General features: G+C 37.7%; 19 protein-coding genes and 5 tRNA genes. 11 read left to right on the top strand and 13 right to left on the bottom strand.

Annotation, left to right across the window (positions count from 1 at the left end; genetic code table 11):
• Positions 1-15 precede the first annotated feature (15 nt).
• Positions 16-1,269, top strand: a complete 1,254-nt coding sequence (locus tag WCX87_RS04865; RefSeq protein ID WP_345980920.1) for a putative glycoside hydrolase — start codon at positions 16-18, stop codon at positions 1,267-1,269.
• Here the strand turns inward: WCX87_RS04865 and WCX87_RS04860 are convergent.
• Positions 1,226-2,254: a bifunctional 3,4-dihydroxy-2-butanone 4-phosphate synthase/GTP cyclohydrolase II gene (locus tag WCX87_RS04860; RefSeq protein WP_345980919.1), complete on the bottom strand. Its 1,029-nt coding sequence runs from the start codon at positions 2,252-2,254 to the stop codon at positions 1,226-1,228. The genes WCX87_RS04865 and WCX87_RS04860 overlap by 44 nt on opposite strands.
• A gap of 143 nt (positions 2,255-2,397) precedes the next feature.
• Between WCX87_RS04860 and WCX87_RS04855 the strand changes: the two genes are divergently transcribed.
• The 5 genes from WCX87_RS04855 (at position 2,398) to WCX87_RS04835 (ending at position 2,872) form a co-directional block, all read left to right on the top strand.
• Positions 2,398-2,474: transfer RNA gene (locus tag WCX87_RS04855), tRNA-Met, on the top strand.
• Positions 2,475-2,499: 25 nt separating this feature from the next.
• Positions 2,500-2,574, top strand: a tRNA-Gln gene (locus WCX87_RS04850).
• An 8-nt stretch (positions 2,575-2,582) separates the two neighbouring features.
• A tRNA-Met gene (locus WCX87_RS04845) sits at positions 2,583-2,659 on the top strand.
• A 36-nt stretch (positions 2,660-2,695) separates the two neighbouring features.
• A tRNA-Gln gene (locus WCX87_RS04840) sits at positions 2,696-2,770 on the top strand.
• A 25-nt stretch (positions 2,771-2,795) separates the two neighbouring features.
• Positions 2,796-2,872: transfer RNA gene (locus tag WCX87_RS04835), tRNA-Gly, on the top strand.
• Positions 2,873-2,881: 9 nt separating this feature from the next.
• Here the strand turns inward: WCX87_RS04835 and WCX87_RS04830 are convergent.
• From WCX87_RS04830 to WCX87_RS04810, 5 genes are read right to left on the bottom strand one after another with little or no spacing between them, the layout of a single operon-like run.
• The gene (locus WCX87_RS04830; protein WP_345980918.1) at positions 2,882-5,974 is read right to left on the bottom strand and encodes an efflux RND transporter permease subunit; all 3,093 of its coding nucleotides are present in this window, start codon (positions 5,972-5,974) and stop codon (positions 2,882-2,884) included.
• A gap of 26 nt (positions 5,975-6,000) precedes the next feature.
• Positions 6,001-7,350: a DNA recombination protein RmuC gene (rmuC, locus tag WCX87_RS04825; protein WP_345980917.1), complete on the bottom strand. Its 1,350-nt coding sequence runs from the start codon at positions 7,348-7,350 to the stop codon at positions 6,001-6,003.
• Positions 7,351-7,355: 5 nt separating this feature from the next.
• Positions 7,356-8,177 carry a phosphatidylserine decarboxylase gene (locus WCX87_RS04820; RefSeq protein WP_345980916.1) on the bottom strand — a complete coding sequence of 274 codons (822 nt, stop codon included), beginning with the start codon at positions 8,175-8,177 and terminating at the stop codon, positions 7,356-7,358.
• Complete coding sequence (truD, locus tag WCX87_RS04815; RefSeq protein WP_345980915.1) at positions 8,174-9,250, bottom strand: tRNA pseudouridine(13) synthase TruD; 1,077 nt, start codon at positions 9,248-9,250, stop codon at positions 8,174-8,176. The genes WCX87_RS04820 and truD overlap by 4 nt, the downstream gene beginning before the upstream one ends.
• 9 nt (positions 9,251-9,259) lie before the next feature.
• Complete coding sequence (locus WCX87_RS04810) at positions 9,260-10,084, bottom strand: thiamine-phosphate kinase (protein WP_345980914.1); 825 nt, start codon at positions 10,082-10,084, stop codon at positions 9,260-9,262.
• Between the two features lie 331 nt (positions 10,085-10,415).
• Between WCX87_RS04810 and WCX87_RS04805 the strand changes: the two genes are divergently transcribed.
• The 5 genes from WCX87_RS04805 to WCX87_RS04785 all read left to right on the top strand — a co-directional run bounded on the left by WCX87_RS04805 (position 10,416) and on the right by WCX87_RS04785 (position 17,978).
• Positions 10,416-12,767, top strand: a complete 2,352-nt coding sequence (locus tag WCX87_RS04805) for a tetratricopeptide repeat protein (protein ID WP_345980913.1) — start codon at positions 10,416-10,418, stop codon at positions 12,765-12,767.
• A gap of 248 nt (positions 12,768-13,015) precedes the next feature.
• Positions 13,016-14,215, top strand: a complete 1,200-nt coding sequence (locus WCX87_RS04800) for a diguanylate cyclase (RefSeq protein ID WP_345980912.1) — start codon at positions 13,016-13,018, stop codon at positions 14,213-14,215.
• A gap of 160 nt (positions 14,216-14,375) precedes the next feature.
• Complete coding sequence (gene sdhA, locus WCX87_RS04795; RefSeq protein WP_345980911.1) at positions 14,376-16,088, top strand: succinate dehydrogenase flavoprotein subunit; 1,713 nt, start codon at positions 14,376-14,378, stop codon at positions 16,086-16,088.
• A 13-nt stretch (positions 16,089-16,101) separates the two neighbouring features.
• Positions 16,102-17,085, top strand: a complete 984-nt coding sequence (sdhB, locus tag WCX87_RS04790; RefSeq protein WP_345980910.1) for a succinate dehydrogenase iron-sulfur subunit — start codon at positions 16,102-16,104, stop codon at positions 17,083-17,085.
• An 11-nt stretch (positions 17,086-17,096) separates the two neighbouring features.
• Positions 17,097-17,978: a CoB--CoM heterodisulfide reductase iron-sulfur subunit B family protein gene (locus WCX87_RS04785; RefSeq protein WP_345980909.1), complete on the top strand. Its 882-nt coding sequence runs from the start codon at positions 17,097-17,099 to the stop codon at positions 17,976-17,978.
• A gap of 47 nt (positions 17,979-18,025) precedes the next feature.
• Here WCX87_RS04785 and WCX87_RS04780 read toward each other — a convergent pair whose 3' ends face one another.
• The 7 genes from WCX87_RS04780 to WCX87_RS04750 all read right to left on the bottom strand — a co-directional run bounded on the left by WCX87_RS04780 (position 18,026) and on the right by WCX87_RS04750 (position 22,683).
• On the bottom strand, positions 18,026-18,829 hold the full coding sequence (locus WCX87_RS04780; RefSeq protein WP_345980908.1) for a hypothetical protein: 804 nt from the start codon (positions 18,827-18,829) through the stop codon (positions 18,026-18,028).
• Positions 18,822-19,448 carry a GH25 family lysozyme gene (locus WCX87_RS04775; RefSeq protein ID WP_345980907.1) on the bottom strand — a complete coding sequence of 209 codons (627 nt, stop codon included), beginning with the start codon at positions 19,446-19,448 and terminating at the stop codon, positions 18,822-18,824. Before WCX87_RS04775 ends, WCX87_RS04780 begins: the two co-directional genes overlap by 8 nt.
• A gap of 245 nt (positions 19,449-19,693) precedes the next feature.
• Positions 19,694-20,320, bottom strand: coding sequence for a hypothetical protein (locus WCX87_RS04770; protein WP_345980906.1), 627 nt, complete (start codon positions 20,318-20,320; stop codon positions 19,694-19,696).
• Positions 20,321-20,347: 27 nt separating this feature from the next.
• The gene (locus tag WCX87_RS04765; RefSeq protein WP_345980905.1) at positions 20,348-20,566 is read right to left on the bottom strand and encodes a hypothetical protein; all 219 of its coding nucleotides are present in this window, start codon (positions 20,564-20,566) and stop codon (positions 20,348-20,350) included.
• Positions 20,567-20,583: 17 nt separating this feature from the next.
• Positions 20,584-21,231 carry a DUF2589 domain-containing protein gene (locus WCX87_RS04760; protein WP_345980904.1) on the bottom strand — a complete coding sequence of 216 codons (648 nt, stop codon included), beginning with the start codon at positions 21,229-21,231 and terminating at the stop codon, positions 20,584-20,586.
• Positions 21,232-21,291: 60 nt separating this feature from the next.
• A complete protein-coding gene (locus tag WCX87_RS04755) occupies positions 21,292-21,795 on the bottom strand; it encodes a DUF2589 domain-containing protein (protein ID WP_345980903.1) in 504 nt (167 codons plus the stop codon).
• A gap of 207 nt (positions 21,796-22,002) precedes the next feature.
• A complete protein-coding gene (locus tag WCX87_RS04750; protein WP_345980902.1) occupies positions 22,003-22,683 on the bottom strand; it encodes a response regulator in 681 nt (226 codons plus the stop codon).
• Positions 22,684-22,785 lie beyond the last annotated feature (102 nt).

Below are 22,785 nucleotides of genomic sequence, written 5' to 3'. Positions count from 1 at the left end.
GTTATGAGATTATATATGCTAAAGATACTTTTTTTCCTGATACCGACTTTTCTACTTGCTTCTATAAATGGAATACTCCTCGATAAAAACACTACGCTGCCGATTGCCGGCGCTAAGATATTTGACCTAAAGAACGAGGTCGTAAGCGATAAAAACGGCCGTTTCAGCCTCGAAACGAACGAGACACTTGTACATGTAAAAGCGTACGGCTACAGACCATATAGTTTTAAATCCGATGCCAACACTTCAAGACTTTATATAGAACCTATTCATATAAAAGCACTTTACCTCTCTTTTTGGGGAGCGAACATCAAGTCTAAAACACTTAAGAGGATCATGAAGATGATCGATGACAAACAGATCAATGCTGTCGTTGTCGATGTCAAAAACGAGTTTGGATGGACATCTTACAAAACAGACTACACCAAAGCAAATGATATAGATGCATGGAGACACAGAACGATCAAAGATATCGATAAGTTTATGCAGCTTATGAAGAAAAAGAATGTCTATATGATCGCCAGAGTCGTAGTCTTCAAAGATGAACTGCGTGCGAAGAACTACCCTCAATTCGCCTTAAAAGATAAAAACGGCACAGTATGGAGAAACCGTGAGAAGATGGCCTGGGTCGATCCCTACATGTCTAAGTCATACGACTATGTCCTTTCCATCGCGGCAGATGCAGCAAAACGCGGATTTGACGAGATAAACTTTGATTATGTCAGGTTCCCTGCTAAGCTATCTTTACAGTTTAGCAAACAAAATAATCAAAAGAACCGTGTACAGGCAATAGGCAACTTTATAGAAGATGCACAGAAAAAACTGCGTCCTTACGGGGTATTTGTATCTGTAGACACTTACGGAAACGTATGCTGGGCAGATGATGACACGAACATCGGCCATACGATAAAATCACTGGCACAGTATGCAGACTACCTTGCACCTATGCTTTATCCTTCAGGTTTTGCGGCAGGATCGTTCGGATTTGACAACCCTGCAGCAGAACCGTATGAGACGATCTACAGAAGTGTCAAGCATATCCACTGCGATATAGACCCAATACGCGTACGTCCTTGGCTGCAAGCCTTTAAAGACTATGCATATGATAGAAGACATTATAAAAAAGCGGAGATTCAAGAGCAGATAAAAGCTTGTGCCGATGCGAACACAAGCGGATGGATGTTTTGGAATCCGGCGAGCAAATATAACGAGAGTTACTTCATTCCTACAGATGAACCATCTCGTTTATATCAAGCCCAAAACCGCTAAGCCCTACAAGCTCTTTTTGTTTTGAACCTGTTATAAGGTTCATACTCTTCACACCGAGTGACTTCAGTATCTGAGCCCCTATTCCGTACTCTTTCATCGAAGAATCCTCTTCATGAGTCGGTTTATTTATAAATATCAATACACCGCTGTTTTGTTTTAGATACTCGATAGAATCCACAAGATGATTGTATTTCGGCTGATTTAAAAAGAGATCGATATCCGGTACTACGTTATGGACTTTAACATTTGAAACAGAACCGACGCTATGAAACACGATAGCAGTGTGTTCTATCTTATTATGATCTAAAAATGCGTATTTCTTCACTTTTACACCGAAAAACTCTATCGTTTCTTCTTCCTGTTTTGTCACAAGGATCTCATTTGCAAGTCTGTATTCGACGATATCGGAAATATATACGATATTCAGTTCGTTCTCTTTTGCAAAGATATCCAGATCGTCACGACGAGCCATCGTACCGTCATCTTTAATGATCTCACAGATAACTGCACTCTCGCTCAGTCCCGAAAGACGGCATAAGTCTACAGAACCCTCTGTATGCCCCGTACGTATCAAAGTCCCGCCGTCTTTAGCTATCAACGGGAAGATGTGTCCCGGTCTGACAAGATCGGTTTCATGACTTATCGGGTTTGCAAGTATTCTGATCGCCATATCTCTTTCACTGGCAGAGATACCCGTTTTTGCAGCAGCTGCATCAACAGAGACTGTAAATGCCGTCTCATGCGTTGATGTGTTTGAACTGACCATCGGATTGAGATTAAGTCTTGCCGCTATCTCTTTATTTATAGCGACACAGATAAGTCCTCTTGCACGAGTCGCCATAAAGTTAACGTGTTCAGGCGTAGAAAATACAGATGCATAAACCAGGTCACCCTCGTTTTCTCTATCTTCATCATCGACCATGATGACCATCTTCCCTTTTTTTATATCTTCTATGGCTTGTAAAACTCTATCAATAGGTGTCATAAACTCTTCTTTACATGTAAATTATATTCGGCATTATATTCAAAGTTAACTAAAAAGCATTATAAACGTAAAAAGGCCTTGACAAAAGAGTATTATTTTCATATAATTTCGGCCCAACAACAGGTTGGAGTAGTCGTAAACACCGCGGAATAGAGCAGTTCGGTAGCTCGTCGGGCTCATAACCCGAAGGTCATAGGTTCAAATCCTGTTTCCGCAACCAAAAGTTATTTTTTTTATTATTATATTGGGGTATCGCCAAGCGGTAAGGCATTGGTTTTTGGTACCAACATTCGGGGGTTCGAATCCCTCTACCCCATCCATAAAACACCGCGGAATAGAGCAGTTCGGTAGCTCGTCGGGCTCATAACCCGAAGGTCATAGGTTCAAATCCTATTTCCGCAACCAACTTTTATTTTAAAAATTAACTTTCTACTCAAATATTGGGGTATCGCCAAGCGGTAAGGCATTGGTTTTTGGTACCAACATTCGGGGGTTCGAATCCCTCTACCCCATCCAACAAACATAAAAACAACAAAAGTAAGCGGGCGTAGCTCAGTTGGCTAGAGCGTCAGCCTTCCAAGCTGAGGGTCGAGGGTTCGAGTCCCTTCACCCGCTCCACTTAAATTTCTATTCATCCCTACTCGCTTTTATACCGTTTATCAACGCATACAGCGTCGGCAGATATAAAAGATTTAAAAAAGTTCCCCAGATAAGTCCAAAACCAATAGAGATCGCTATAGGCTGCAATATAACGGCTTGACCCGTTGCGTAAAATATCAGAGTAAAGAGACCTAAAAAGGTCGTGACCGATGTGATAACGATCGGGCGCAGTCTCAGTTTTGCACGTTTGTAAAACTGATCTGTCTGATGCGTACCGTGCAGGAAGTCAAGCATGATGATCCCGTCATTTATGACGACACCCGCAAGTCCCAATATACCGATGATAGAAGGCATCGTCAAGTTGATCCCCAGCAGCTTGTGTCCGATCAGTGCACCTAAGACGGAAAGAGGTATAACACTCATAACCATAAGCGCGTATTTTATCTTCGGAAATATCAATAACAATGTTATCAAAATCAAGAAAAGTGCCAGTAAGACCGCTCTTTTCATATCACTTTTAAGCTGTGAGCTCTTCTCTTTCTCTCCTAACAGACTGACCTCGATACCTGAATTTGATATGGCATCGAGTGTAGACTGCAGCTGATCTAAGGCCTCTTGAGGCGTAATGCGTCTTTTATCGACGTTTGCAAAGACTGTTTTTACGATATTGCCGTTGAGTTTATCTATCTTCTCGTAATCACGTATCTTGACGATATCCGCAACCTGCAGAAGCTTGACATAACGGCCGTCACCTAGAGGGATATCAAAATCAAGCAGGGTCTTTGTCTTGTCCTTGTCCATATCCTCCGTCTTTATCTCCATAACACCGCGGTCGTTAAAGGTACTTGTCTGGCGTTTTTCCAAGAAGTAGTCACTAAGCAGTCTTGCAATAGACGCCTCGCTGAGTCCCAGACTCTCTCCATAAGGATTGATCTTGATCTTGTACTCCATCTTCCCGTAGCGGATATTATCGCTGTAGTTCAGCACCCCGTCTATGCTCGCCAACTGTTTTTCAAGTTTTTTTATAGAGTCTTCAAGCTCCACATCGTTTACACCTGAGAGGTTGATCTGTATATCGCTTCTGATGATCCCGGGTTTATCCTCCGTCACACCAAGATCGAGCATATGATACTTGGCTTTGTAAGGTTCGATGATCTTTTTTGCCAAAGGAGAGAGTTCAAAAGTACGTTTTTCTCTTCTTTTATCGGGATCGTTAAAATCAAAACTGAAGTTCAGCAGAGGATTTACATACTTGTTTATCCAGTTCGTATCTTCCCTGTCATAAAGTTCCATCGTTATGTAAAACACATTGTTAGAGTGTTCCGTCTCGCCTGAAAGGCTTCTTCTGTATCCGCTTGTCGCAGAGATCGATTTTAAAGAGAACTCCTCTTTATGCTTCATCATCTCAAGCTCTATCTCTCTTGCAATTTTAAACGTGTCTTCTATAGGTGTATCGACACTCAGTTTGCCTGATATATAAAGATTGTTACCGTCAAAGTTCGGAAAGAACTGAAACTTCATCGACTTTGCCGTAATGACCGTCAAAAGCGGGATCAGTATCAAAAATAGAAGCAGTGAGCTCTTTTTATACTTTATGAACTTATGCAGGACTCTTTCATACAGGTCTTGAAACCCCGTCCAGTCAAAAAAGTTATTGCTTTTTCTCAAAAACTCCTGAGCATGCAGAGGCAGAAAGAAAAAACTCTCGATCAGCGAACCAAAAAGGATCATAACGACTACTATTGGCACTAAGATCAAAAAGAGCGCTATCTCTCCCGTCATCATAAACATCGGCAGAAATGCCACGACCGTCGTAACCGTAGCCAAAGTCACAGGCAGCATCATCTCTTTGACACCGTAAAGTGCCGCTTTATGGTTATCCATCCCCTCGTCAATATGGCGCTGGATATTCTCACTCACGACTATGGCATCGTCGACTACGATACCGATGACGATAAGCGCACCCAAAAGTGAGACGATATTGATAGAATAGCCCATATAGTAGATAAATAAAAGCCCGATGATAAAAGAGAAAGGAATCCCCACTGCGACGATGATCGCGATCCTAAGGTTGATAAATATATACATCGATATAAATACCAGAATAAGCCCGAACATCATATTTGATACGACGGTGTCAAGACGGCTTTTGATCGGTTTTGAGCTATCCTGATAGAAGTTGAATATCACGTCTTTGTAGTTCTTTTCCAGCTTTTTGACATACGCTCGAAGCTGCTTTGAAAGCTGAATAGAATCGCCCTCTTCCGCTTTATCTATAACAAGCGTGAGGGTCTGGTTGCCGTTAAAAGATGAAAGCGTATTGGTCTGTGGATAGTAGATATCCACATCGGCGATATCTCCAAGTCTTACGAACTTATCACCGACTTTGAGTATCGCGTCTTTATAGTCCTGCTTTGAATTTTTGCCGTTGACCGTGGAGATAAATACGAAGTTCCCGCGATCTTCAATGTTTCCGATCGGAAAGATATAGGAAAGATTCGAGATGGCGTTTATTACATCGGCGTGGCTCAGACCGTATGTCAGTATCGCATTGGTGTTGAGCCTGATAGAGAGTTCCTGATCGGCATCCCCTCTTATAGAGATCTCACTGATGTTTTTTACTCTTGAAAGCTTAGTCTTGATATCCTGCGCTATTGGTATCAGCTCGCTTTTTGAGAGTTTTGTCGAAGAGACGGAGAGTTTTATAAGAGACTTGCTCTTATCTAAAAGTTTTGCGACAGGCTCGTTCATATCAGAGGGAAGGAACTGTCTCGATACCGAGATGGCATCTTTTACTTTATTGAGCAGATTGATCTTATCTGCATGTTCATTAAGTGTCAGGATGATCGTAAAAGAACCGGGAATGATCGTCGTCTCGGTCTTATCGATACCGTTGAGATTACTTATCTCATCTTCTATATCGCGCACGGCCATCTTATCCATGTTCGTAGCACTGGCACCGGCATACTTTCCACTGATGCTTATCTTGTCGAGTACGACTGTTGGAAACATCTCTTTTGGGATCTTTACATACGCGTTATAACCGAGATACGCCAAAAAGATAAGCAGCACATAGCTTAGATGTTTGCTTTTAATAAAATACTCTATCAGTCTATCCATCTTTTACGACCTGTAAAATAAAATCTTTACTCTTCTATCTGTCTTACTATATGTTCAGGAATACTTTTACTTGCAGCCGCTCCAAGCTTTTCAAGCTTTTGAAACTGAGTCGTTATGCTGCCTGAACCCATATGGAGTTTGTTATACGTCTCGTTATATGTTCGCTGAACGGTTTCTATCTGCTTGCCGAGTTTCTCGACACTTTCCACAAAACCGACAAACTTGTCAAAAAGCAGACCTGCGCGTTTTGCTATCTCCTGTGCGTTTCTCTGCTGATGCTCATACTTCCAAGTGTTCTCAACTGCACGAAGCGAGACCATAAGCGTTGTCGGCCCGACTAAGACCACCCTCTTCTTAAATGCATAGTCAAAAAGTGTAGGATCATACTCCATCGCCATAAGTAAAGCACTCTCGATAGGTACGAACATAAAGATAAAGTCCAACGTCTCCACACCCTTTAACTTTGTGTAGTCTTTAGCGCTTAGTTCATCCACATGTTTTTTCATGGAGCTTACATGTAAGGAAGCAAAACGGGTCTTATGCTCTTCATCACTCTCGTTTATATACTGTTCATACGCAGTAAGCGAAGTCTTTGCATCGATGATGATCTCCCGAGTATCTGGCAGATGCACTATGACATCGGGACGAAAACGACTTCCGTCGCCCTCATGCTGTAAACTTACCTCACGCTCATACTCATATCCTTCGCGCAGACCCGAGTTCTCCAAGACACTCTCGAGTATCATCTCGCCCCAGATCCCCTGCTTCTTGCTCTCGCCTTTAAGTGCACGGGTAAGGTTCTTGGCATCGAGACTCATCTGATGGTTGATCTCTTTGATCGCTTTTATTTCAGACTGCAGCATAGAGCGGTCTTTCGCCTCTTTGATGTAGACATCGTCTATCTGCTTTTTAAAAGCATCGAACTGCTCTTTTATAGGCGTTATCATCTTTGTTAGGGTATCTTTGTTTTGTGTGGAGAATTTTTCGGAGTTTGATTCTAGGATCTTATCTGCAAGCTCTTTGAACTCGAGCTTCATATGCTCTTTGTTCTCTTCAAGAAGTCTGAGCTTCTCTATGCTCATCTGTCGCTCTTTATCAAGCGTAGTCTCAAGCTGTACTATCCTGCTTTGAGCATGAGTGTATTCCTCTAAGAGCTGTTCGAACTTTGCACTTTTTTGCTCCAGTCCGCGGACACGCTCTTCAAGTGTCGCTTTTTGGTTGTTCAGCTCATAAACACGCTCTTTCTGTTTCTCATACTCATCTTTTAAAAGACTGATCTCGTTCTCGTGTCTGTTTTTAAGTGATCTGAAACCTACCAGCCATACAGTCAAAGCTCCGGCAAGAAGACTTAAGACTGCAATAATAGACTCGTACATCTATCTTAATCCAGATATTTGGCGATCGTCTGACCGAAACGGACATGTTCTCCGCTGTTTATCTGCAGGTCAAACATGTTTTCTTCACTAAGGATGACGATGGTCGAACCCATCTCAAAACATCCGAAATCATCACCCTTATTCAGGTAAAGGTCTTCATACTCATAAACGCTTTGTTGTTCTGCATCCGCGTCAGTCTTGATGCGAGGCTCAAAAGAGACTTTCATCACGCCGACATTGAGCGCACCCACAAGGACCATGTAAAATATCTTTTTATCCACTGTCTCACATTTGATGACGACACGCTCGTTCTCTATAAAGAGGTTAAGGCGTTTTTTAAGCGAAGGCATATTGACAGGGTAAAGTTTCCCCGGGATATGCACCGCTTTTAAGACTTTCAGATTCATAGGAATGTGGTAACGGTGGTAATCTTTAGGCGAGAGATAAAAGTTTATAAACTGCCCGTTATGTACCGCTTTTTTCTCTTCATCGCTGAAGTTCTCTCCTAAAAGCTCATCTGTTTTATAGCCCATTCCTTTGATCTGTAATGCATAATCCTCATCAAGGTCGCCGCACTCTGAGATAAAAGAATCACACGGAGAGATAAGATCGGCTCCGTCAAGACTGAAATGTCTCGGTTCTCTTAAGTGACGCGTAAAAAGCTGGTTAAGACTTTTATATGTCGATGGTGCTTTAAACTCGCTCATATCAAGTCCCATCAAAGATACATAACTCTGGTTTACTATTCTTTGGAACCATGAAGGAAACTCGTGTGATGCGAACTTTCCAAAATATTGTGATATTAAACTCGTTATATGTTTACTCAAGATCTTATCTCCCTTTTTGCAATCTCTTCAATCAATACGGTCGCGTATGAACCCTTCGGCAGTGTGAAGTGAAGCTCATACCAAGCTTCCTGCTCTTTATACTCACCCTCGACATCTTCGGGGAATATCCACGCATAACGTCTGGCACCGTCTGCCGAGATGGTTTCATTATAATCTTTTTCTATTGTCCATGCTTCATCTTTTGCAAGCCAAGCTTTTTTACCGCATAGAAGCCCCGTCACCGAGACCCCGCGCTCTTCAAATCTTTTTATATCCTCTTTATCGCCTTCATAGTTAAAAAGACGTCCGTGAGGATAGTGTTCTATGACATCGCCTACTATCATCTTAAACGGATGTTTCTGCTCTTTCATCTGCTCTAACGTATGTTTTGAAAGGTTCAGCATAGGTTCAAGCTCTTCTGCGCTGAAACTGTTTACAAGCGTACTTATCTCTAGACGACGGCTCAGCCAAAGGTTAAAAAGATGACTCTGGTAGGAGTTTATCAGCAGTTTTTTCACTTTAGGGTTGCGCTCTTTTACCTGACCGCGAGCCACCTTTTCACCAAGTATATAGTTATCTCCGTCATTACCGAAACGCTGATAGCCAAAGAAGTTAGGCAATCCGTACTCTTTTATGTGTTTAAGAGCCAAAGATATCTTTTTGGCATTTGTAGGATTGACTTTTTTCAGACGAATAAAGAACCTGTTGCCTTTAAGATGCCCTGTACGTATTTTGTTGTTATGATACGTCTTTGAGAGTATCTTTATATCCGGATGCTCAAAATTCTCCATCTTCTCTTCATATTTCTTATCGATAGAGATATACTGTTTCGTCATCGCATTCTTGTCTTTAAGACCGGCGTAGCCGACCTCTTTTGCTTTTATGCCGAGATGTACACATATCTTGTCGATCATCTCCCAAGTCGTAAGGTTTTTCTTTCTTACATGTAAGACGAGATGTTCGCCCTCACCGCTAAACTCATAAAGCGGTATCTCATCTACTACGAAATCCCTAGCGGTCTGTTTAAAAATGAAATTAATGCTAGAGTGACTCATGCTATAAAAACGGTTCATATTTGCCTTTTAAAAATGGTGTGATTTGCATCTGTTCTTGTATCTTTTTCTTGCTGCCTGCGCAAAGATAGTGACAGGTGTTCTTGTCTGTGCCGCACGTCTTAAAACGCTCTTTCTCTTTCTTGGATCAAAGGAGACGAGCATCTCGTACTCTTCACCGCTGCAGCCTATCTCTTTTGATATCTTCTTAAAAAAGTCATATCCCAGAGAGTTTACAGATGATAGTTTATCCAAATCACTAAAAATACCGTCTGAAATATCCATTCCTGCACTTAAATATCTCGTAGTGCGAGAGACAAACTTATCTCGAAGTACGATGTTCCTAAACTTGGACTTTGGATGAAGCTTCCCGCCTCTGAGCACTTTTTTCAGATCTTTTTTGGAATCCCCTACTTTACCTGTGTAAGCTAAAAGATCGCCCTCTTTCATCCCGCGTCGTAAAAGCGGCTGTTTTGTCTTTGATATGATCGTCACACTGATATCTAACTTCGTGTTAGAGATCGTATCTCCGCCTATGATATCGATACCGTACTTTTTCGCAGCAAGCATAAAACCCGAAGATATCTCTTTCATATCCGATCTAGTTATATCTTTTGGCATAGCCACGGCAAGCAGTGCATAAAGTGGCTTTGCATTCATAGCGATCGCATCACTGATGTTTATTATCATAGAGCGGTATGCTATCTCTTTTAAACTCATCCAGCTGCGTTTAAAGTGGATATTTTCAAAAAAAGCGTCTTTTGAGTAGACATAACCGTCTATTAATGCACCATCATCACCGATATGTTTACTTTTTGTGCTAAAATTCGATATAAAATAATCTTCTAAATTCATAGATATATTTTATATGAATTGTGATTAAGATATGTTAAAGAACACAAATAACGAAAATCGAAGACACCCGTAAACACGTACTTCTGCAACTTCTATTCAAATTCATTTTTTATTCTAAATGGTTATGTTTGGGCAGATTTTTAGGCGTACTAAAATTAAATGTAGTGTGATATATTTTTCTCCAATAAATACTTTATTTTTATCAAAAAAATCCATTAAACTTAAAATAGAACTCAAACTGAGCATAAAAGTCACTAAAGATCATAAAAAAAAGTGATTATTTCTTTATTTTGATATACTTTTTCATATTAAAAAAAACAGGTCTTTATACATGGATAATATAAAAGCTCGTGAAATTACACAACAACAATTAATTAGAGCATTTGTTGAAGCAGCAAAATATCAAAAAAATAGTATTCGTTTTGGATTTATACTTGGTGCAGGTGCTTCAAGGAATTCTAATATACCTGATGGTGTTTCTCTTTCAAAAAAGTGGTATGAACAAATTAAAGAAGATATATCACCTGATGAATTAAAAATGTGGTCACATGAAATTAATTTACAAGAAAACGATTTAGCTTCAAAATATACAAAAATATTTGAAAAAAGATTTGAAGCTAATCGTCAAGTAGGTTATCAGGAACTTCAATCATATATGGATTTAGCAAGACCTAGTATTGGTTACTCTTTTTTAGCACAAATACTAGATGAAACTAATAATAAATTTGTTATAACTACTAACTTCGACACAATGACTGAAGATGCATTGTTTGAATTTAGAAAATCAAAACCTCTAGTATTAGGACATGAATTATTAAGTAAATATATTAATCCTGTTTCTCCCTCACGACCTACCATTGTAAAAGTACATAGAGATTTTTTATTTGATCCATATAATACAGACCAAGAGATCAAAAAACTTGATGAACATTGGCAGGATGCTTTAAAACCAATTTTACTTGAAAACAATATGATAGTACTTGGATATGCTGGCAATGATGATAGTTTAATGAACTATTTAGAAAAAACTGAAGATAAGAAACCTCTTTATTGGTGTTTTGTTGGTAATAAAAATAACCTTTCTGAAAAAATAACAAAATTATTAACAGAAAAGGATTTTATTATCAAAATAGATGGTTTTGATGAGTTAATGTTAAATATAAATGACAGTCTTAATTTTCCTCCATATATTGATATTAAGAACATAGAAGAAAGTCAAATAGTAAAAGACGCAAAATTGTATGCAAAAAGATATAAAAATCAGATTGAACAATTTTCAGGAAAGCTAAAAGGTTCAGACAATAAGGAAGCAATAAAGAAATTATTACCATCTTGGTGGGCATATCAATTAGAAGTAAATGATAAACAAGGTGACTCTATAGAACAAAATAATATTTATCTTGAGGGTATTGCAAAATATCCAACAAGTTATGAGCTAATTTCAAACTATGCCATCTTTTTACAAATGAGCAAAAAAGATTATCATAAAGCGGAAAAATATTATAAGAAAGCTTTAGAGCTTGCACCAAATGAAGCAACAGTAAATGAGAACTATGCACTATTTTTACGTACTATTATAAAAGACTATGATGAAGCGGAAAAATATTATAAGAAAGCTTTGGAACTTGACCCAGTTAATGCTAATAATATTGGAAATTATGCGCTCTTTTTACATGAAATTAGAAAAGACTATGATGAAGCAGAAAAATATCATAAGAAAGCTTTAGAACTTGATCCAACTAACGCTATTAACAATGGAAATTATGCACTCTTTTTACATGAAATCAAAAAAGACTATGATGAAGCAGAAAAATATTATAAGAAAGCTATAGAATTTGATCCAACTAATGCTAATAATATTGGAAATTATGCGCTCTTTTTACATGAAATTAGAAAAGACTATGATGAAGCAGAAAAATATTATAAGAAAGCTTTAGAACTTGATCCAACTAACGCTATTAATAATGGAAATTATGCACTCTTTTTGCGTAATGTTTTGAAAGACTATAATGAAGCAGAAAAATATCATAAGAAAGCTTTAGAACTTGATCCAACTAACGCTATTAATAATGGAAATTATGCACTCTTTTTAAGTAGAGTTGAAGAAGACTATGATGAAGCAGAAAAATATCATAAGAAAGCTTTAGAACTTGATCCAACTAACGCTATTAACAATGGAAATTATGCACTCTTTTTACATGAAATCAAAAAAGACTATGATGAAGCAGAAAAATATTATAAGATAGCCTTAAAACTTGATCCAAAAAATAGTAATATTTTGGGCACTTATGCAATATTTTTAAATACTATTAAAAAAGACTATAACGAAGCAGAAAAATATTATAAGAAAGCTTTAGAAGTTGACCAAAATCACGCTAATAATAATGGAAATTATGCACAATTTCTATTGCAACATGATAGAAAAAAAGAAGCTGTAAAATATCTTGATAATGCTTTCGCTAATCAAACTGAAGATAATGAATTAATTATTGAATTATGGTTTTATAAATTGGCACATTTTCCAGAAAGCAATCTAGTAGCGAAAGAAACAATAGATGAACTTCTAAAAAGGGGGATTAAATCCGTAGGATGGGATTTTGATGAAAATATCAAACAAGCAGAGAAAGAAGGTGTTGTTGATATTGATGTTTTAAAAGCTTATGCAAGATTGATTACTGAATAAATATGTATGCGTTAGAAATAAAGTGATGAACAAAGACAGAAAAAGAGGTGCTTTTTTAACAGCTTCTTAACCTATTTTTCAACACATTTTTGGCACACTTTTGGGCACACTAGCCAAAAATACAAATTAGGTTCCCTATTTTAGGGCTATATAGGTTATAATGTGTTTAAGGATATGTTAAACTATATCTATATAGAATAACTAAATAATGTGATAGTTTGTTATCACACAAGATAAAGGACAGAAGAATGAAGTTTTCAATAAAAACAATATTTAAAAATCTTCTATTTTTTTTAACAGTCAGTTCATCTTTATTATTTGTTATCTCGCTTATAGAGGTAAACAGATATGCATCTTTCAATAAAATAAAAAGTATAAAAGAACAAAAACAGCTTGTAAATAAAATGTATAACCTGGGCAGAGGCGATCTGGACTATAGTATTATTCAAGTTCGCGGTATGAGTGCTGAGCTGAAGACGGAAGCTCTCTCTTTAGACTCTATATCGTCTTACGATATCTTATGGAACATCGTCGGCTTAAACGGCGACTTTGATGCCGATATAAAGCAGCTTTTAGCTCTTGAAGATGACTATATCAATAAACTCAATGCGTATTATGAAAACAATACTAACGAGTTAGATAGAAAGTTAACTGAACTGACTGCATCAAAAGCAGCGGTCATAAGCCTGTTAAACGAGATGATATTTAAAAATGTGGATCACGACTATCAAAAGTTCTTTATAACACAATGGATCTTTTACATAGCATTTCTAAACTCTTTGATCGCGACACTTTGGTACTCTAAAAAACTGAGAATCATATATGACGATATAAAATCTCTTTTTGCTGTAGGACATGAAAAAACTTCAGAGACAATAGCAACAAAAGAGATCGATGCTATCAAACTAAGAATGGTCAGAAAACCGACGACCACGCAAAACCCTAGTATGGTTGACCCTGTTACGGGAATAAAAAACTATAAAGGGATGATCCACGCATATTCTGAGAAAAAAGGGATGAAAGACAGTAACTATACGACTGTCTGTGTGTTTGAAGTGGACAACTTTAGAAAGTACGACAAAGAGATCCCAAAAGAGTTGAGTCAGTCCATACTTAAAAAGATCTCTTTCATTATATCTCTGTATGAGCAGCCGACCGATGTCATCGCTCGTATTGATTACGATCAGTTTGCCGTCATACTTTCTAGAGATTCAAAAGAGAAAGCTCTTAATGATTGTGAATCTATTAGAAAAAGTATAGAGGAAGCTGTATTTAAAGATCCTAAAGGCGGTAAGATACCGTTTACACTCAGTGGCGGATTCGTTATAAAACAAAGTAACAAATCGCTTGATGATGCAATCTCTCAATCAAAAGAGATCTTAAAAACTGCAAAGGCCAATGGTCAAAACCGTATTGCGCAAATACGCGACCATGCTGAGAAATTCTAAACCTGTTACAAAATGGAACTACTTATAAACCTAATTTAAGTTATAAGTGGTTCAAATAGTAACATAACAAAACTTCATTTAAATAATCCGCCGTTTTAACCTTACACAAGCTATATCAAGATACAATAAAAGCATTATTTCTCTTAAAAAGGAAGGCAAATTGAGTATTCCTATTTATACTTATGATGCAGTTATCGTTGGAGCTGGACTAGCAGGTTGTGCAGCTGCGCGTGAACTACAAAATGCAGGCAAAAATGTTGCTGTTATAACTAAACTACATCCACTTCGTTCTCACTCAGGTGCAGCACAAGGCGGGATCAATGCAGCACTTAGTAATGAAGACAGCATAGAGTTACACGAGTTTGATACCGTAAAAGGTTCTGATTATTTAGCTGATCAAGATGCAGTTGAATTTATGTGTCAAAAAGCGCCTGAAACGATTCGTTGGGCTGAAAGAATGGGTGCGGCTTTCAGCCGTACTGCAGACGGAAAGATAGCTCAACGCCCATTTGGCGGACAGTCGTCTCCTCGTGCATGTTATGCAAAGGATAGAACTGGTTTAACTCTATTACAGACTATGTATGAACAAGCTTTCCGCGCAGGCGTTAAGTTCTGGGATGAGTGGTATGCAGCGGATATCATCTATAAAGATGGAAAAGTTTCCGGTGTCGTAGCATTTAATATCCGTGATATGCAGATGGCGATCTTCAATGCAAAATCTGTAATGTTCGCAACAGGCGGTTACGCTCGTTCATTCAAGATCAACTCAAATGCACATGCAAACACTGGTGACGGTCTTTCTATCGTGGCTCGTCACGGTCTTCCTCTAGAAGATATGGAATTCGTTCAATTCCACCCGTCTGGACTTTCTGGAAACGGTGTTCTTATCTCTGAAGCTGCTCGTGGTGAAGGCGGACGCCTTTTCAACTCTAACGGCGAAAGATTTATGGAGAGATATGCTCCAAACGCTCTTGAGCTTGCATCACGCGACGTCGTAAGCCGTGCGATCATGAACGAGATCCGTGAAGGCCGCGGTGTAGGTCCTAGAAAAGATGCTGTTTACCTTGACGTAACACACTTAGGAAAAGACCTTATTATGGAAAGACTACCGGAACTTCGTGATCTTGCGATCACATTCCTGGGTCTTGATATGATCAAAGAGCCGATCCTTATCTCTGCTACGGCGCACTACTCTATGGGTGGTATCCCGGTAGATATTCCTGGACACGTTCGTAAAAACAACGATGAGTTCGTAGAAGGTTTCTATGCAGCGGGCGAATGTTCATGTGTATCTGTACACGGTGCAAACCGTCTAGGTGCGAACTCTGTTCTTGAAGCACTTCTTTTCGGACGTTTTGTCGGTAAGACAATGGTTGAAGAGATCGACAGTATCCCACTAAGAAAAGCGACTGCAGAAGATGCACAGACTGCTCTAGGCGAGATCGAATGGATCCTTAACAACAACGGTACTGAAACAGTTCCTGGTCTACGTGCAGAACTTCAAGACAGTATGACTCATAATGCCGGTGCATTTAGAACTCAAGAGTCTTTAGAAGAAGCGGTTAGAAAAGTAAAAGAGTTACGCGAGAGATTTAAAAACATCCGTATCCAAGATAAATCTAAAGTGTTCAATACTGAACTTCAAGAAGCGATCGAACTTGGTCACATGCTTGATTACTCTGCATTTATCGTCGAATGTGCGGTTGCAAGAAAAGAGAGCCGCGGTGCTCACTATAGAGAAGACTTCACTACACGTGATGATGAGAACTTCTTAAAACACACGATGGCGTATATGAATGAAGACGGTAGTTTAAAACTTGACTATATGCCTGTAACTCTTGGTAAACATGAGTTAAAAGCAAGAAATTACTAAGGGGATTACAGATATGGGTACTCATAAAATTACTACACAAGATGTAACTTTTAAAGTATTTCGTTTCAATGCTGACGAGGATTATCTTCCATACTATAAAGAGTATAAGATGGAAGTCACTTCTGAAGAGGTTGTACTAGATATATTAAACAGAATCAAATGGGATCACGACGGTAGCTTTTCTTACCGCCGTAGTTGTCGTCACGGTATATGCGGGGCTTGTGCTATCAAAGTAAATGGACGTTCCACTCTTGCATGTAAAGAGAGCATGAACGATATGATCGAACTTTTCGGTAACGAGATCACGATAGAGCCTCTAAGCATCAAACGCGCTGTCAAAGATATGATCATCGATAAGGGTGATTTCTGGGAGAAACATGCACAAGTACAGCCGTACCTTGTAAGTGAGATCGACGAAAACCCTGAAAACGAGCATCTAGTCTCTCCTGAAGAGGCTGAAAGACTACTTGATGCAGATCTTTGTATCCAATGTGGTGCATGTCACTATGCATGTCCTGCAGTCGAGATCAACGAAGACTTCATCGGGCCTGCAGCATTTGCAGCAGCTTACCGTTTTGAAGCGGATGTCCGTGATGAAGCCGGAACATCTCGTATCAGTGAAGTCAACCAGGAAGCTCAAGGTGTTTGGGACTGTGTAAAATGTTTTGAATGTCAAGAAGCTTGTCCTAAAGAGGTCAATCCGATCGAGAAGATCACGAAACTTCATAACATGATCTTTGCTAAAGGCGTTGCTTCAAACAATGTCGCTACTCGCCATGCTGTAGGGTTCAAACACTCTATCGCAAAACACGGTATCTTGGATGAGGGTGAACTTGTTCGCTACTCTGAAGGAAATATCGGTGTATTAAAACATGTTCCTGTAGCGATCAAAATGTTTAAAAAAGGTAAGATCGTACTACCTTGGAATATGCCAAAAGCAGATAAATTAGATGAGATTAAAAAGCTTGTTAAATCATCATCAACAGCTAAGTTCTAGGAGTAAAAGCGATGAAAAAATTAAGATATGCACTTTTTACAGGTTGTACCGCTAAAGAGAGTACTCCTGAGCAGATGATGTCAACAATGGCTGTTGCAGATAAACTTGGAATCGATCTTGTAGAACTTACTGAAGCTTCTTGTTGTGGTGCTTCTCACCTGCAGGATTACGATGATTTTTTATCTTTAGTATTAAATGCTCGTAATATCGCTTATGCTGAGAAACACGGTCTTACAATGGTCACTATCTGTAATACATGTCAGCTAAACACGGCTATGACAAAACATAGACTTGATCATAACGCTGACCTTAAAAAGAGAGTCAACGAGAAACTTGCAGAGGTAGGTTTAGAGTACAAAGGTACTTCTGACATCACTCACTTCCTGTACGCTATTATCGATGACTTTGGTCTTGATAAGATCAAAAAGATGGTTGTAAAACCTCTTAGCCAGTTCAATATCGCACCGTTTTACGGTTGTCACAACATCCGCCCTTCTGAGCTTCAAAACGAATCTCACAAAAGTGCGGAAAACCCTTACAACCCTACTTCACTTGATGATCTTATCATCGCGTGTGGCGGGATGAACGTTGATTATGTAGAGAAAAACAAATGTTGTGGTTTCCACGCAGAACTTCAAGCACCTCATACTGCTGCTGTTCTTACTGGAAATGCTGTTGCAGGTGCAATGGACGGCAATGCGGACTGGATGGTAACACCATGTCCTCTATGTCACCTAAAACTTGATACGCAGACTGGTCACGCTTCTGAAGCGATCGGCCGTGAAGTTTCACTTCCGGTACTTCATATGCAACAGATGTTAGGACTTGCTCTTGGTTGTACACCTGACGAGTTAGGTCTAAAGCACCACGTTACAAACGTAGACTTCATCTAATTTACATTTATTCCTAAGCTTTGCTTGGGAATATCGACTTTAATATATTATATATATTCCTCTTTTATAACCAATCTTAAAATACCAACAGAAACAAGAAATAAAACTATAGGTAAAATAATAAATTCTAATCCTGTAATAACTACATATTTTGTATAATATTTTATCATTACTTCTATTTTATACGGAAGTTTTAAAACTATCCTTTCAAGTGATATTTTATCTCTGAAATCATTTGTATAGTACATCTGATCATATAAATTATGCAACATTGTCCGACTTTCAACTCTGTCTTTTTCTATAATATTTTTTGAAAACCGAGCTGTAATATAAAGAGAATACGGAAGAAGTATATGTAAAATAAAAAACACAATAGCAACTGCTTTTATAAATTTCTTACATAAAGTCATATATATTCCAGTACAATTAAAAAGACTGTGATACACTCCAAATATTGCCCCTGTAAACAATAAAACTTCAAAAAGCCAAGGTGTTATAGCTTCACTTATGATTAGTAAATATTTTATTATTTCTATAGCGATTATTGCATACGTATAAATTTCGGTTGTATCAGATATTAGCTTACTAAAAGAGCTCAACATATCTTTATTTGCCCCAACCAATGTATGAATTGCAGGAGTAATAAATGAATGAAGTTCTAGTAATACAATAAGGTCTTGACGTGCGAATTTTTGAGATTCAGTAAAATAGCTGTTAATATATCCGATTATTTCACCATCTCCTATCCATTGTGAAGTTGATATAATCGAAAAATATATCAGTATCAGTACAATTAGACAGAACAATCCAAACGTAAGCAAAAAGTATCTGTATATTTGTTCATTACTCATTTTCTTTCTCACTCTCTTTTTTACATTTAATCGCCTCAAGATTCTTATAGTTACCGAAAAATAAATTTTTATCTACCATTGAATTTATGCCGACGATATCTCCTTTTTGAGTATGTTGCCATATAATGAATTTTGGTTCTCCCTTTAATATATTCGGCTTTTTTGTATAGTCCGCTATCCACACAGGATAATCTACGAAATCTGTCTCTAAATTCTGCTCGTAAAAGCTGCTATATGAATAAATAATAGGTTTACAATCAAATTTTTTGCTAACAGTTTCCAGCCATTCTCTAACATGTTTTTTGAGAAGTTCTTTAGCCACACCTTGTGTTATTTCAACATCAAGTACCGGTGGTAACATATTCTTATGGATTTGCACTTGTGTTAGGAAGTTTTCTGCTTGTTTTACACCGCTGTCTTTAGGCTCAAAGAAATGATATGCACCATACACGGCCTTAGAATTCATTAAAGTTTTTTGGTTCTCATGAAACATTGGATCAGTATAAGTAATGCCGTCAGTAGCTTTTAAATAGACGAAATGAACATTATCTGTCAAAACTTTACTCCACTCCACCGTACCTTGATAGTATGAAACATCTATACCTGCAAGAGGTGACATACTTTTTTGTATATTTTGTGGAATGCTTTTTGAGTCTAATACCGGTCTCGTCAAGAAAATAAAGAGTATATACAAAGCACTAAGTACTATAATAGACCATTTCATGATTTGTAAGAATATATACACTCTTTATCTCCTATCATATGATGTTAAAATAGTAGATCCATACAATAAGATTAGAATTAAAAGTTCATATAACTACTTACAAGGCAGCCTAAAGCTGCCCATAACTCAGTAAAGTTTAATTATGACTTGATAACATTTAAACTTGCACGGAGGTTATTAAAACCGCCAAAATTTACTGTGAAATTGTTTGGAGTAGATAGTTCTCTCTCTTTTGCCATAGCATTTCCCACTTCTGATAAATCGTTATGATAAGTTGGTCCAAGTGCTTGTAATCGCTGATTTGCATGATTAAAAGTTTCTTGAGAAGGGGATGTAATATAACAAAATGTTCTTGTACCCGCATTAGCCCAAAGTATAGATCTATCATCAGGATTTTGACCAACAGGCAGTGCCTTGATAGTAATATCTTTATACTTTTCTTCAACAAATTTAGCAACACGTTTTGCATAACCTGCTAAAGGAACCGTATTATGCTGTGCATCACATGTTATAAGTTCAACACTTTTTAGACTTGGATTTTTCTTTTTCCATGCTTGTATTAATACACCAAACTCAACATCCAGCATTTCAGAAAACTTAGTTGCATCACCACTATGCCCCCAAACAGTAAGTATTGCATCAGCGCTTTCTACCGGTACAATACCATCACTTGATCTTGCCAAGCTCGCCACTGCTCTTGACTCTTCATGTAATACTGTAGCAAGAGCTTCTACTCTATCTTTATGCTCATTTCCATATAAAATCATTTTCTATCCTTTTCATTATTTCTTAATTTACAAAGGGTTATTTCCATCTTTTTGAAGAGTTAGAAGTTTTTCTTTGTATCTATCATATTTTGATACACTGTTTTTCAGTACATCTTTACTATCTTGTGTAACAGAAACTTCTGCTCCACAACTATTACAGCTAAACGATGCACCCTGAGCCAGCAAGTGTGGCTCAAAGGAGATATGTCCTAATTTACATGCCGGACATTCTATCTCTACTAACATAATTTGCTTCTACACTGTTAGCCAGCTGGCGGCGGCGTTGGTGTCGGTGTTGTTGTAGGAAGAACAATAGGTGAAACATTTTTAGCATATGCATCAATGATTGTTTTCACACCTTGCGGTAAAGGAAGTTGTCCTGCATGTACAGAGACTTCATATCTTGCCGAATTACTTTGCGAGTAGTGTGTATCCGATTTGTTTTCGCTACTACTGTTATGGGAAACACTTCCGTGAACTTCAACTTTAAACGGTCCTATCTTCGCAGATGCAGTCAAGTCTGCTTTCATTGCTGTAGAAGAAGATTCCGTTGTAGAATTGTCTTGTGCATAACTTGATTTTACTTCCATCTCAAACTTGACACTCACATCATCTACTGCAAGTGAGTTTAAAGGAATAATAGTCAAAATAGGCAACTCAAAAGCCGTTGACGTTTGTTGTATAGTCGGTGCTTGACCTTCAGTAGAAGATGGCTGTACAACACTTCTTTTAAGTGTCATACTAATCATTACCGGTTCATATTTTGACTTATCGTTTGCATCTTGCGTAAAACAAGTATCCATCATAAACATCAATTGTGTCATTGCCATTTGTTGGTTGGCCTCTGCGGCTGACTTTAACGGTCCACCTATAAGTGCTCCCATTGGAAGACCTGAAAACTGTTGTCCCATTGATAAAATTTGACTTTCTACTGCCATCGTATATCCTTTTTTTGTTAATTTGTTTTAAAATTAATGTGGAATCTGTGCCCGTAAAGTTTTATTGTATCCCTCTACTATGGTTTGAACTCCTGATGATTTTTCATCAGCCTTTATGGTAATTGTAATTTTTGCATTTGGTATGCTACTACTGTCTTTGGAAGAACGTAATAACCCACCTTTTTTTGGTTGCGGAAAACCTACCATTACCTCACCGTTATCCTCCATCACTTCTAAATCCATCTCCACCTTGACATCATCAAGTTGAAGAGCTGGTACCGGTACTAATGTAATAAGCGGAACCGATACAAAATGTTCAACTGGCCCTTGTGGAGTTAGTTTTGGATACTTCATACGCACAGACCTTGGTGTTAAATGCTCAATATCTGTCAAATCTAGACTTTTTTCTGATGCATCAATATTTTTTGTCTGATGGAAATATCCCAACAACGTATTAATGTTTTCTCTGGAAACTGTTTCCATGGCTTGATCTACCGCACCCTGAATTGCAGTTACCAATTGTGTTAGCTTAATCAAAATCACACCTTTTTTTATTGGTTTAATATCACTTTTTAACGCCTTATTATTAACTGTACTTCTTTAAAACTTTACATACCGACTCCTTTAGTGCATTAAGAAGTTCTTTCTTCTTAATAACATTATTTAGTGTTTATAATTAAATAAACACATTTTAAATAATAGAAGTTCCAAATAAGATTGGAATTAGAAGAATATTTCTTAGAGCTAAAACATAGTATTTAGTAATATATATCCGACTCTTGGTATGTTATTAAGTGGTAAATCCGGTATTTTTTTTCTTAATCTGAATATAAGTTCTCTTAAGGAAGATATTCTTTCATCTGTATTACCCCAAATATTTAGCATTAGTTGCTCCGCACTAATACAGCTATTTTTATTTTTAATCAATGAGCATAAACACTTGATCTCATTTTTTGTTAATGTAATTATTTTTCCATTGCTATTAATTATTGATTTTTCCAAATCAAATATACATCCTTGTTTTAATAATATTTGCTTAGAGTTAGCAGGAATAGGAGTATTTATATTTGTATCTACAACCATTAAAATAGCTTCAATATCAAACTTGTCAATAGGTTTTATTAAGTATCCTATAGGCGAAACGACACTTGCTTGAGTAATAATCCTGGTATCTTTATAAGCTGTTAAAAACACTATCTTAATATCTTTATTATGCGTATAAATTTGTCTTGCGCAATCAATACCGTCAATAGTAGCTTCTATATTAATATCCAGTAAAAAAAGATCTATGTAATTTTTATTTATTGCCTTAATTAAATCATTGGCATTATAAAAGCTACCAATTACATTATGACCGAGCTGTTTTACTGTTTCTTCCAGAAAACTTGCTGTATTAATATCATTTTCAAGTATTGCTATGTTCATTTAACACCCTCTCCAGATAAGTTTTATTTAGTTTTAGTCATCTAGTCTTATACATAACGACTGGTTTGTATGTATACTATAGAAGAAGAATAAAAATTTACA

It is taken from the genome of Sulfurimonas sp. HSL3-2, from assembly GCF_039645965.1.
Classification (GTDB): domain Bacteria; phylum Campylobacterota; class Campylobacteria; order Campylobacterales; family Sulfurimonadaceae; genus Hydrocurvibacter; species Hydrocurvibacter mobilis.
This window is presented reverse-complemented; position numbering and strand designations above follow the sequence as displayed.